The sequence below is a fragment of the bacterium genome (genome assembly GCA_035419245.1).
In the GTDB taxonomy this organism is placed as follows: Bacteria; Zhuqueibacterota; Zhuqueibacteria; order Residuimicrobiales; family Residuimicrobiaceae; genus JAKPUX01.
On sequence record DAOLSP010000006.1, the window covers coordinates 1 to 12487 of the forward strand.

Annotated in this window: 13 protein-coding genes; all 13 read right to left on the reverse strand. The window is 59.9% G+C overall.

What is annotated here, in order from left to right; genetic code table 11:
• Positions 1 to 1006: phosphate acyltransferase PlsX (gene plsX, locus PLH32_09620; GenBank protein ID HQJ64854.1), on the reverse strand; the 1006-nt coding region annotated here is incomplete at its 3' end.
• A gap of 93 nt (positions 1007 to 1099) precedes the next feature.
• On the reverse strand, positions 1100 to 1282 hold the full coding sequence (gene rpmF / locus PLH32_09625; GenBank protein HQJ64855.1) for a 50S ribosomal protein L32: 183 nt from the start codon (positions 1280 to 1282) through the stop codon (positions 1100 to 1102).
• A 2-nt stretch (positions 1283 to 1284) separates the two neighbouring features.
• A complete protein-coding gene (locus PLH32_09630) occupies positions 1285 to 1797 on the reverse strand; it encodes a DUF177 domain-containing protein (GenBank protein ID HQJ64856.1) in 513 nt (170 codons plus the stop codon).
• An 84-nt stretch (positions 1798 to 1881) separates the two neighbouring features.
• Positions 1882 to 2307, reverse strand: a complete 426-nt coding sequence (ndk, locus tag PLH32_09635) for a nucleoside-diphosphate kinase (protein ID HQJ64857.1) — start codon at positions 2305 to 2307, stop codon at positions 1882 to 1884.
• Between the two features lie 30 nt (positions 2308 to 2337).
• Complete coding sequence (locus PLH32_09640; GenBank protein HQJ64858.1) at positions 2338 to 2898, reverse strand: 2-oxoacid:acceptor oxidoreductase family protein; 561 nt, start codon at positions 2896 to 2898, stop codon at positions 2338 to 2340.
• On the reverse strand, positions 2895 to 3722 hold the full coding sequence (locus PLH32_09645; GenBank protein HQJ64859.1) for a 2-oxoacid:ferredoxin oxidoreductase subunit beta: 828 nt from the start codon (positions 3720 to 3722) through the stop codon (positions 2895 to 2897). The genes PLH32_09640 and PLH32_09645 overlap by 4 nt, the downstream gene beginning before the upstream one ends.
• A 22-nt stretch (positions 3723 to 3744) precedes the next feature.
• Positions 3745 to 4878: a 2-oxoacid:acceptor oxidoreductase subunit alpha gene (locus tag PLH32_09650; GenBank protein HQJ64860.1), complete on the reverse strand. Its 1134-nt coding sequence runs from the start codon at positions 4876 to 4878 to the stop codon at positions 3745 to 3747.
• Positions 4879 to 4881: 3 nt separating this feature from the next.
• The gene (locus tag PLH32_09655; GenBank protein ID HQJ64861.1) at positions 4882 to 5121 is read right to left on the reverse strand and encodes a 4Fe-4S binding protein; all 240 of its coding nucleotides are present in this window, start codon (positions 5119 to 5121) and stop codon (positions 4882 to 4884) included.
• 50 nt (positions 5122 to 5171) lie between these two features.
• Positions 5172 to 6128: a carbamate kinase gene (gene arcC / locus PLH32_09660; protein ID HQJ64862.1), complete on the reverse strand. Its 957-nt coding sequence runs from the start codon at positions 6126 to 6128 to the stop codon at positions 5172 to 5174.
• A gap of 13 nt (positions 6129 to 6141) precedes the next feature.
• Positions 6142 to 7449 carry a cyclic 2,3-diphosphoglycerate synthase gene (locus PLH32_09665; protein HQJ64863.1) on the reverse strand — a complete coding sequence of 436 codons (1308 nt, stop codon included), beginning with the start codon at positions 7447 to 7449 and terminating at the stop codon, positions 6142 to 6144.
• Between the two features lie 119 nt (positions 7450 to 7568).
• Positions 7569 to 8549 (reverse strand): tRNA dihydrouridine synthase DusB, encoded by a 981-nt coding sequence (gene dusB, locus PLH32_09670; GenBank protein HQJ64864.1) that lies wholly within the window; start codon positions 8547 to 8549, stop codon positions 7569 to 7571.
• A gap of 60 nt (positions 8550 to 8609) precedes the next feature.
• On the reverse strand, positions 8610 to 10568 hold the full coding sequence (locus tag PLH32_09675) for a glycoside hydrolase family 97 protein (GenBank protein HQJ64865.1): 1959 nt from the start codon (positions 10566 to 10568) through the stop codon (positions 8610 to 8612).
• A gap of 30 nt (positions 10569 to 10598) precedes the next feature.
• Positions 10599 to 12440, reverse strand: coding sequence for a glycoside hydrolase family 2 TIM barrel-domain containing protein (locus tag PLH32_09680; protein HQJ64866.1), 1842 nt, complete (start codon positions 12438 to 12440; stop codon positions 10599 to 10601).
• Positions 12441 to 12487 lie beyond the last annotated feature (47 nt).

Here is a 12487-nt window from a genome sequence, read left to right on the forward strand (position 1 = left end):
AAGCGCCACAGGCCTGGATTTCTTGCTGAATCCGTTGGTTAATGTTGCCATCCGCCATTTTCTTGGCCGCGAGGATCGCATTACGGATGGCGCGCGGGGTGGATCGGCCGTGCGCTTTGAAACAAATGCCTTGTACACCGAGCATGGGTGCGCCGCCATACTCCTGATAGTCAAAAATCTTGCGGATCCCGTCAAAGGTCGGCTTCATCATCACCGCACCGAGCTGCGAAAAGATGTATTTGCGGCTGAGGCGGCGCAGATTCGATGTGAACATGCTCAGGAGACTTTCGCCGAACTTTAGCACCACATTGCCAACGAAGCCATCGCAGACCACTACATTGGCCGCACCGTGCAAGAGATCGCCGCCCTCGACATTGCCGATAAAATTGAGATTGGAGGAGGAAAGCAGCCTATAGGCCTGCTGTGTCATCTCGTTGCCTTTGATCGACTCATGGCCGATGTTGAGCAAACCGACGCTCGGGCGCGCCACATCGAAAAGCGAACTGTAATAGGTGCTGGCCATGATAGCGAATTGGACCAGATCCTGGGGTTTGTTCTCGACATTGGCACCAACATCGAGCAGCAGCATCCGCCCTTTCTCCGTGGGGAGAAAGGTGGTGATCGCCGGCCGGCGGATCCCTTCCATACGCTTGAGCGTGAACAAGGCCGAGGTCATGATGGCGCCGGTGTTGCCAGCGCTGACCACCGCATCGACTTTGCCCTCCTTGTGCAGACGCATGGCTACGGTGATGGATGCATCGCTCTTTTGCTTGACAGCGGTCGCCGGCGCCTCATCCATGGCGATGGCCTGTGAGGCATGCACGACCGACAGGTGCAGATCCTGAATGTGGAAATGACGCTGTAACTGCTGTCGTATTATCGCCTCATCTCCCACCATCACAACCTCGAGATCGCCCTTTGCGGCCCGTGCGGCTTCAACGCCTCCATGCACGACATCATGAGGGGCATTATCCCCTCCCATGGCATCCAATGCGATCCTGATCAATTAAGACTCCGGAAAGAGTTCAAACGAACATGACCTCAAGAATCCTTGACATTCTTGAGGTCACGCCAGGAATGGTGGGAAATAGGGTCAGATTTATGACTCTCTGGGCAAAAAGACCGAACGGCTTTTGTAATAGCCACAGCTGGGGCAAGCACGGTGGGAGAGTTTGGGCTGATGGCAATTGGCGCACTCGGTCACCGTGGGTGTGGCTGCTTTCCAGTTCGCCCGTCGTTTGTCGCGGCGCGCACTGGAGTGTCTTCTTTTGGGTAGAGGCATGATTAATTCTTTCGGTTAAGGAGTTGATTGAGTTTCTCCCAGCGCGGATCGACAGGTTCCGGCGGGCACTTGCAGGGTTCAAGATTCAGATTCGCGCCGCAGCGGCTGCACAATCCCCGGCATTCGTCGCTGCACAGCTGCTTGGCAGGCAGCGCCAGAATCAGGCTTTGCCGCAAAGGATCGGCCAGATCGACTTCACGGGTCGATTCGCTGATCAAAACAACCTCTTCTTCCGCCTCCCCTCCGTATTCTTCCGGATTCCAGGTATAGACAACCGTAAGGCTGTCGCTCAAGGAGGTTTGCAAGGGTTCCGCGCAGCGGTCGCAGCAGCTGGAGATCACGGTCTGCCAATCGATCTGGACGATGAGTTCGTCGGAAGCCTTGTCAAGGTGCAACCGGATATCGATGGGTGCCGTGAATTCAGCCCACTGCTGCAGCCCGAGATCCGCGGCAACAGCATGCCGGGGCTCTTCATAGTGGCCGGGCGAAAGACTGGCGATTTCAAGACGCAGCACGTTTTTTTCTTTCGAAAATCGTGGAAAATTTAGCAATAAAGCGACTCATAGTCAAGAGAAAAATGCCATTTTCCTGAATTTGATTCATTTTGCCGCACCCAGCAGTTCGCTTTCGCTGAAGAAAAAAGCGATCTCGCGGCAAGCGTTCTCCGGGGAATCGGAGCCATGCACCACATTACGGGTCATGCTCTCGGCCAGATCCCGGCGCAACGTGCCCGGCTCGGCATTCGTGGGATTGGTCGCTCCCATCAGGGCACGCCAGGCCTCCACCGCCCCCTCCTTCTCCAGGACCGCGACCACAACCGGCCCCTCGGTCATAAATTTCATCAATTCGGGGAAAAAAGGCTTCCCCTTGTGGACTGTATAAAAGCCCTCGGCCTGTTCCGGGGACATCCGGATCATCTTGAGGGCGACGATGCGAAAACCCGCCGCTTCGATCCGCGCCAATACCTGGCCGGTGAGCTGACGGGCGACACAATCGGGTTTGCAAATGGCAAGTGTTCTTTGCATGGTACTCCTGTAAAGTAACTGCAGATCCGGCTATTTCTGGCCTTCCTTCATGATAGCGCGCGCCTCATCCAAGCCAATGGAGAAAGCGGAGAGATTGAGCTGCTCGGTACCCTTGGGGACGCGGGCCTCGATCGCTGAACGCAGTGATTTTTCCGAGACGATATTGGAGATCCCGGCAATAAAGCCGAGGGCGACGATATTGGCGACCAGCGCCCGTCCCACCCGGTCGCGCGCCAGACCGATGATCGGAACGCTGATCACGGTGAAATCCCCTTGCGGCGGCCGCTTGACCGCCTCGCTGTCCACCAGCAAAATCCCTTTCGGCTTGAGATCGCGGCCGTAACGGTCACAGGACTCCTGGGTGAGGGCCAGGAGCAGATCGATGTTGACCGCCTTGGGATAGTCGATCTCTTCATCGGAAATGATCACCTCCGAACGGCTGGCACCACCGCGCGCCTCCGGACCGTAGCTCTGGCTCTGGGTGGCATTGAGGTCGTCATAGACTGCGGCCGCTTCGGCAAGAATCTTGCCCGCCAGCACCAGCCCCTGACCGCCTTCTCCGCTCAGGCGAATTTCATAACGGAAGCTCATCGCGGTCCTCCCTCCTTGCTGAGTGAATCGATCAATTTTTGGTACTCTTCGCGGCACTCAGGCCGTTCGATATCGGTCAGTACACCGGTTACGATCTTGCCCTCAAGCTCCTCCGGCGTCATCTTTTCTACTGCAGCGACGTTGACGTTCCGCTCTTTTTGCTGCAGGATCATATCCACCGGCGTGCCCTCACGGTTGCGCCGTCCATACGCCGTCGGACAAGGGGAAAGTACCTCCACCAGCGAAAATCCCTTCTTCTCGATCGCACGCTGGATGATCTTTTCGAGCTGCACGGCGTTGTACACCGTGGCGCGCGCCACAAAACTGGCACCGGCGGCCTGCGCGAGCCCACTGATATTGAAGGCATTCTCAAAATTGCCAAAGGGGGCGGTACTGGCCCGCTTGCCCTTAGGGGTGGTCGGCGAAACCTGGCCGCCGGTCATGCCATAGATAAAATTATTAAAAAGGATTACGGTGATATCGATATTGCGACGTGCGGCGTGAATGTAGTGGTTGCCTCCGATGGCGGTGGCGTCGCCATCCCCGGTGACGACGATGACGTGCAGCCGGGGTTTGGCCATCTTGATTCCTGTGGCAAAGGTCAAGGCGCGCCCATGCGTCGTATGCAGGGTATTGAAATCAACATAGCCGGTCAACCGGCTGGAACAGCCGATACCGGAAACCATGCAGATGTCATCCTTTTGCAGCCCGAGCTTGTCGATGGCGCGGATCATCGCCTTGAGAACGATGCCGTCCCCGCAGCCCGAACACCAGATCAGGGGGAACTTGTCCAGCCGCAAGTAACTGTCATAATTGAACATAATACTACTCTCCTTCCAATCCGGTTCAATCGGGGATGACCTGGCAGATTTCGGCGGGGCTGATCGGGTCGCCGTTGACCTTATTGAGAGAGGCGACCGGAACGGCGCCAGCTACCGCCCATTCGACCTCATGGGCCATCTGCCCCAGATTCATCTCGGGTACAATCCACTGCTTGATCTGGCCGAGATGCGAACGGATCTCCACCTCTGCGAAGGGCCAAAGCGTCTTAAGCCGCAGCAGTCCCACCCGCTTGCCAGCTTCACGCGCCAGGCGCACGGCATGACGTGCCGAGCGGGCTGTCGATCCGTAGGCGATGATTCCGATCTCGGCATCCTCCATCATGAACCGTTCCACCGCGACGATATGGTCGCGAGCTTGTTCGATCTTGCGGTGTTGCCGTTCCATCAACCGGCCGATCTCCGCGGCGCTGTTGGTCGGAAAGCCGGTTTCATCGTGCGCCAGCCCGGTGACATGAAACCGGTAGCCCTCCCCGTAGGGAACCATCGGCGGCACCCCGGAGGCGGTATGGCGGTAGGGTTTGTACTCTTGCGGTGGTTCTTCCGGCCTGGTCCGGTTGACAGTCTCAAGCTGTTCGGCGGGAATCAGCTCGACCTTTTCATTAACGTGACCGATGATCTCGTCGAGCAGCAGGATGACCGGGGTCCGGTATTGCTCGGAGAGGTTGAAGGCGCGCACGGTCAGCTCATAGGTTTCGGCCACGCTGAAGGGGGCCAGCACGATGATGGGATGATCCCCATGGGTACCCCAGCGCGCCTGCATGACATCTCCCTGAGCGGGCAGGGTGGGCAGGCCGGTGCTGGGGCCGCCCCGCATGACGTTGACGACTACGCAGGGCACTTCCGCCATAGCGGCGAAGCCAATATTTTCCTGCATCAGGGAAAAACCCGGCCCGCTGGTCGCGGTCATCGATTTAACTCCCGCCAGCGAACCACCAATGATCGCTCCCATGGAGGCAATCTCATCCTCCATCTGGATGAAAACCCCGCCGAGCTTCGGCAGCTCGACGGCGAGCACCTCGGCCACCTCGGACGAAGGGGTGATGGGGTAGCCCGCGTAAAAGCGCATGCCGGCCGCCAGGGCGCCTTCGGCGCATGCCTCGTTGCCGGTCAGAACCCGGATTCTCTTTTCTTCAGCCATCGCCTATTCACCTGCTTTTTCAGTTTTGTTTTTATCCACGACCGTGATGGCGAAATCCGGGCAGCGCAGCTCGCAAAGGCCGCAAACCGTGCATTTCTCCAGATCGGCGACTTTGGCCTTGCCGCTTTCCATCACCAGGACCCTTTCAGGGCAGAGTTCGACGCAGATGACGCACCCCTTGCACCAGGCGGTGTTGATGGTGATGACCGCCTCCCGTTTCCTGCGGAGCGTTTCTTCGGCCATGTATGCATACTCCATTCAAAGGGATTGTGAAAGTCCATCCAGCTGTCCGGCTACGGAACAATGGTGGTCCCGGTTTCACCGGCCAGGGCTTCGGACAACCGTTCGACCGAGGTGATGATCGCTTTTTGGCCCCCGGCCGCGATGAACTGTACGGCTGCCTCGATTTTGGGCCCCATCGAGCCTTGCGGAAACTGACCCGCCGCAAGGTACCGCTGCGCCCCGGCAATCGTCAGACGGTCGAGGAAGCGTTCACCCGGTTTGTTAAAATTCAGCGCGACCCGGTCGACAGCGGTGAGGATGTAGAGTTCGGTCGCACCGATCTCCCGGGCGAGCACCGCCGAGGCCAGATCCTTGTCGATGACGGCGTCCACCCCTTCCAGCCGACCATCTTCCTCGCGATAGACGGGGATGCCTCCCCCGCCGGCGGTGATGACGATGGTGCCCTCTTGCACCAGCCGGCGGATCGTGTTCGCCTGAACCACCTGTTGCGGCCGCGGTGAGGGTACCACTCGGCGATAGCCGCGCCCGGGATCCTCGCGGATGAGATAGCCGCGTTTCTCGACCAGTTCGGCCACCTCCTCCTGCCGGTAGAAGGGGCCGACGAACTTAGTCGGATGGCGGATGGAGGGATCGTTCCGGTCCACTACGACTTGCGCCAGTAGCGTAACCACCTCGCGGCGGATGCCGCGCAACAGCAGCTTATTGATCAGGGATTGTTCGATCATATAGCCCATGCCACCCTCAAGGTCGGCGACGATCACCCCGAGCGGTATCGGGGGCACCAGATGCCGGGTCTGTTCGACGCGCATCAGCGCATGCCCCACCTGCGGGCCGTTGCCATGGGTGATGGCGAGGCGGTAGCCGCGCTCTATCAGGTCGGCAACCCCCATCAGGGCGCGCCGGGTATTGGCGAACTGCTGATAGATGTCGCCCTCCTCGAACTCGCGGGTGATGGCATTGCCGCCGAGGGCGACGACGGCAATCGGATGGTCCGCTGCACCAGGCACGCGCCGGCTCCCGCTAAAAACGCGCCAGGACATCTTGCAGGGTCGGCTCGCCGATCTCCTGCAGATCGTAAAAGACGCGCACGCTCGGTTTGTTGAGCTTGATGATGCGGCGGAGATCGATAGGGGTTCCGATGACGACGACATCGCACTCGGCCGCGTTGATGGTGGCTTCGAGGTCGCGCATTTGCTCCGCACCATACCCCATGGCCGGCAGCAGGGTACCGATACCCGTGTATTTGGCAAAAGTCTCGATCAGCGATCCCTTGAGCCAAGGCCGGGGATCGACCAGGGCGGCGCCGTAGCGCTGTGCGGCGACAATGCCAGCCCCAAAGGTCATCTCGCCATGGGTGAGAGTCGGCCCGTCCTCGACCACCAGGGCGCGTTTGCCCGCCAGCAGTTCGGGATGCTCGACGCGGATGGGGGAAGCCGCATCGATGACCACGGCGCGGGGATTGTAGACGCGAATGTGGTTCTTGACGGTTCGCAGATCCTCGAGACTCGCCTCGACCTCCTTGTTGATGACGAGACAATCCGCCATACGCAGGTTGGTCTCGCCAGGATGATAGGTGATCTCGTGTCCGGGACGCAGCGGGTCCACCACCACGATATGGAGGTCCGGCTGGTAGAAGGGAGTATCGTTGTTCCCCCCGTCCCAGAGGATGACATCCGCCTCTTTTTCGGCTTGCTCGAGAATGGCGCCGTAATCGACGCCCGCATAGACGATGATCCCGCGGGTGATATGGGGTTCGTACTCTTCCATCTCCTCGATCGTACACTGGTGCTTCTCAAGGTCAGCCAGCGACCCGAAACGCTGCACCCGCTGCTTGACCAGATCGCCGTACGGCATCGGGTGGCGGATGGCGACGACACGCTTGCCGCGGGCCATCAGGATCTCCGCGACTCGGCGCGTGGTCTGACTCTTGCCGCAGCCTGTGCGCACCGCGCAGACCGCCACGACCGGCACGCGCGATTTGATCATCGAAAATTTGGGACCGAGAAGGGAAAACGTCGCACCCAGAGCGTTGACCAGGGATCCCTTGTGCATGACATAGGTATGTGGCACATCACTGTAGGCAAAAAAGACCTCGTCCACCCCGTTATTGCGAATGAGCTCGGGCAGGCTATCTTCGGGCTCGATAGGGATACCGTTGGGATAGAGTGCACCAGCCAATTCAGCCGGGTATTTGCGGTCGTCGATGTTGGGGATCTGGGTCGCGGTGAAGGCGACCACCTCATAGTCGGAATTCTGACGGAAATAGAGGTTAAAATTGTGGAAATCCCGGCCTGCAGCACCCATGATAATGGCTTTCCGCTTCGACATGCATCCTCCGGAGGAAGGTGAGAAAGTTCAGGACCAGGGTGCGGATTCACACCCGTCCCTGGCCCATCCTTAGCAGTTAGAAAGAAAAAAGCAGGATATACTCCTGCCTTGTAGGGTCTTCAAGCGCCGGCAGCCGCCGGCAAAATGGACGTCCGATACGCCTGCAATTCACGCCGGACCTGGGCGATGTTGGTCTGGCGGAAAATCTGCGCCTTGACCTCAGTGGCGTGGGGCAGCCCTTTGAGATAGCTGGCGATATGCTTGCGCATGGTGAGGACGGCCACCTGCGCGCCATAGGTCTCTTCCTGGAGATCGAGGTGATGGAGGCAGAGACGCAGCCGTTCCGCTGCGGCGGGCGGTGGTATTTCAATGCCATCGCGCAACATTGCGATGGTCTGATGAAAAATCCAAGGATTGCCCTGAGCCGCTCGGCCGATCATGACCAGATCGCAGCCGGTCTCCGCAAACATACGTAGGGCATCCGCAGCGCAGGTGACATCGCCATTGCCAATCACCGGGATGCGGACCGCCTCTTTGACTGCTGCAATCAGCCGCCAATCCGCTGCCCCCTTGAATCCCATCTTTTGGGTGCGGGGGTGGATGGTGACCGCTGCGATGCCGACGGCCTCGAGTTGCTGACAGGCTTCAACAACGACGTGGTCATTCCAACCGGCCCTGAGCTTTGCGGTCACCGGGATCGGGCTGGCGCTGACCACCGCCCGGCCGATCGCCTCAAGCAGCGAAAGATCGCGCATCAGCGCCGATCCCCCGCCCCGTTTTACAACTTTCTTGGCGGGACAGCCAAAATTGATATCGATGAAATCGGGCTGTAGTTCGGCAGCGACGATGGCCGCTGCCCGCCCCAGGGTCTCTGCCTCAGCGCCAAAAAGCTGGATGCCGATGGGACGCTCCGCCGCTGTAAAGCGGCAAATATCCATCGTCCGCGTCTTGTTGCGCACAAGGGCGTCGGCGCTGGCCATCTCGGTGAAAATAAGGCCCACGCCGAACTCTTTGCAAATTTGCCGGAAAACCGTATCGGTCCAGCCCGCCAGGGGTGCGAGGACGACGGGTTGTGCTATCTCTGTGCCTGCAAGAATCACGGGCTAATATAAATGATTAAAAAGTATAAAGCAAGGGATTCCTCAGCGCCCTGCAGCAAATTACTTCTCCGGCGTCAGCATCGCGACCGCGCCGCCGCCCGGCGCCAAATCGAGCCGGAGCGGGTCGCCTGCGGTGACACTCCGAACTACCCGGGTGTAATCCATCGCTACGCGTTCGGCGTTGGGACCGTCGACAAAAAGCGTCAGGGCATACCGCCCCGATGGCAGAAAGGAGAGATCGAGATCCAGCTGCCGGGCGAAACCGTCGGTCAGGGCGCCTAGATACCAGGTCGAGCCGCTGCGGCGGGCGATCAGCACATAGTCGGCGATCCGGGCATCGAGGACGATCGTCGTATCCCAGACCGCAGGCACCGCTGCGATGAAACGGGTGCACTCGGGCTCTTGACGGTAACGGCTCGGCGAGTCGGCGAGCATCTGCAGCGGACTTTCGTAGACGACATACAGCGCCATCTGATGGCAGCGCGTGGTCATGCTCATCGGCATGTCGAAGACGGGGTGGAACTGCTCCGGCGTCGCATTGACCATCGCTCCCGGGGTGTAATCCATCGGGCCAACGGCCATGCGGGTGAAGGGCAGGGTTACGTCATGCTCCGGGGTGATGTCGCGGCTCCATTTAACATTTTCCAGCCCCTTGACCCCTTCGCGGGTGAGCACATTTGGCCAGGCGCGCTCAAGTCCGGCCGGCTTGTACGCCCCGTGAAAATCGACCAGCAAATGGTATCCTGCCGCCGCTTCAGCGATCTTCCAGTAATAGTTGACCATCCATTGATCGTCCCGCTGCATGAAATCTATCTTGATACCCTTGATACCCCAGGCGGCATATTGCGCCAGGGCCGGCTGGAGCTGGTCGAGCAGGCTTTTCCAGGTCACCCAGAGGATGATGCCGACCTTTTTGGAGCGGGCGTGCGCCAGCAGTTCCTCCATGTTGATCTCCGGATTGACCGCCAGGACGTTGCCGAGTGTGTACCAGCCCTCGTCGAGGATCACATAGTCCAGTCCATACTCCGCGGCGAAATCGATATAGTGTTTGTACGTGGCGGTATTGAGCCCCGCCTTGAAATCGACGCCAAATAGATTAAGGGCGTTCCACCAGTCCCACGCCACCTTGCCCGGTTTGATCCAGGCGGCATCCCTGATCTTCTCCGGCTGGGAAAGCTGGTAAACCAGGCTGTTGCTGATGAGGTCGGCATCGCGGCCGGCCAGGACCATCAGGCGCCAGGGGTAGGTGCGGGTTCCGGCGGTCTCGGCAATATAATCGGCCCGCACCAGGGGTTTGACATCGCGGTCGGAGGTTGTGGTGTCTTTCAGAACAACAGCTGGGAAGCGGCCGACCAGAGTCGTAGCGCGCTGGTCGCTGCCGGTGAACCAGAGGCCCGGATAATCCTTCAGATCCACCTCGGAGATCAGCACGCGTGGGCCCTTGTCCACTTCGACCAGGACGGGCGCCACGGCCTGGCGGCGGCTGGTGATCTCCTGCAGGCGCGTCGGCAGAAAGAGGCGTTCCTGATGGCTGTAGAAACTGGGTTCCTCGCCGAAATAGATTTTCTGGTCGCCGGCGAAATCGAAAAGCGCCTGTTCGTAAAGCACCTTGACACGGCCGGGGAAGCGGGTCTCCCACCGCCAGGCTGCGCCGTTGTCGTAGGCGCGGAAGCGGAGGCTGTAGTTCCCCTTGAAGTCGAGCAGGATCTCGTTATAGCGGTCGCGTATCCGGGTGCTTTTTTGCCGGACCACAGGCTCGAGCAGTTGGTCGACGCTGCTGCGGCTGCTCTTTTGCAGCCGCGGTGCCGCTCCGACATGACGGTTGTTATCGAGAAGCAGCGAGATTTCGGAGGGCCGGATCACCTCGCTGCCGTGCCAGAAAACAGCATAGCGGATGTTCTCTCCGACCATCACCTTGAGCTGGATTTGGCCGTCCGGAGAGTCCAGACGCACCTCTGCAGCGGAAAGGGCCGCCGTGGAGATCAGCCCGGCCAGCCAGAATAGCATCGATCGTTTCATGGCGTTGCGTCCTCCCTTGGATAAATCGCCCTATTTCACCCCCGGCAGGGCGGGCATCCGCCCGGAATGGATCAACGGGGCTCTGGTGGTGTCCTGTTTAATGACTTCGCGGTCGTAGGTCATCAAGCCGTTCGCTTCGGTTTCAACATCGGTGGTTTGCGTATAGACCGCGGCACTCAGGCCCGGTTTCTCCTGCAGCTCCCAGACCCTGGTCCAGAGTTCCTGGTAACGCCGTTGCAGATCCACCACATCGGCCATCACCTGATACCCCCAGTTCTTCTCCGCCCACATGTGGCCGGGGATCTTCAGACCGAGACCGCCGAATTCGCCGAGGACGGCGGCACGATGGGCCTCCGGCTGCGGAGAATCCGGTCCGGGATATCGATGCCAGTCCACCACATCGCCGGCTCCGCGTTCAGACCAGCCGCTGGCTTGATTGACCAGGCGGGTGGAATCGAGACCGCGGATGAACTCCACCACCCGCGCCGTTTCAAACTGCCCCCAGCCCTCATTGAAGGGCACCCACATGACGATACTGGGGTGATTGAAGTGGGTGGTGATGAGGCGTTCGAGTTCATGGTAATACTGGCGTGCCGATTCCGGGGTGCGCTCGATATCCGGATCGCCAGGCTCGATGGATCGGTCGCCGCTGGGCATATCCTGCCACACCAGCAGGCCGAGGCGGTCGCAATGATAATAGAACCGCCGTGGTTCGACCTTGACATGCTTGCGCAGCATGTTAAAGCCCAGCCGCTTGAGCACCTCAAGATCATAGAGCATCGCGGCTTCAGTTGGCGCGGTGTAGATACCGTCCGGCCAGAACCCCTGGTCCAGAGGACCGGCCTGGAAGAGCGGGACGCCATTGAGGAGCAGCCGGGTCACGCCGACCTCGTCGGTGCCGAGGGTAATCGAACGCAAGCCGGCATAGCTAGTGACCTCATCGATCACCTTGTTCTGACGCAAGAGCTGGATGCGGAGGTCATAGAGATGGGGAGCATTCGGCCACCAGAGTTTCGGATCCGGAATCTGCAAACGAATCGCGGCGCTGACAGCCGCCTCGGCGGTGGCGACGATGGCCGGCCCGTCGGATGCGGTGACCTTGAGGCGGTCCTGCGGCCCCGGCTTTTCGATGAGACCGCGCACTGTCAGGATGCCCCGGGAAGCCTCCGGCACAATAAACAGGTCGCGGATATGGCTATCCGGCACCAGTTCAAGCCAGACACTTCCCCATATCCCCGTGCACGGGGTGTAAAAAATGCCGCCGGGATGGAGCACCTGTTTGCCGCGAGGTTGGGTGCCGGTATCGGTCGGATCCCACACCGCCACCATCAATGTCTGCGCCTCGCCCGACTTGAGGGCTGCTGTAATATCCAACTCGAAGGGATCGTATCCGCCCTCATGACTGCCGACTTCGATGCCGTTGACCCAAATCTGCGCCTGCCAATCGACCGCCTCGAAGTGGAGCAGGATCCGCTGCCGGCGCCATTCCGCCGGAACCGTAAAACCGCGACGATACCACAGCCGCTCTTTTTCCGAGACGCTGCGCTGCACGCCGGAGAGGGCCGATTCGACCGGATAGGGTGTCAGAATTTCGCCTTCCCACTCTGACTCGCCCGAACCCGGTGCCTCGGAGCCGCGCGGGCGGATGGCATAGCGCCACAGCCCGTTGAGCGAAAGCCAATTCGGGCGGGCCATCGCCGGATTGGGATATTCCGGGCGGGCATTCTCCGGCCCGACCGCTGCACTCCAGCGCGTCGCGAGCGGCGGCGTGATCTTGTGCCAGCTTCCGGCCTCGCGAGTAGAGGCAAACGCCGGAACAGTCAGAATGAGAAAGAGCGGCATCCAGGGCAACTGAAGAACGGCAATACGCATAGGTTTCGCTCTCCCGAAAAGGGGCTTGCAGCAATGCCCGAATTCTT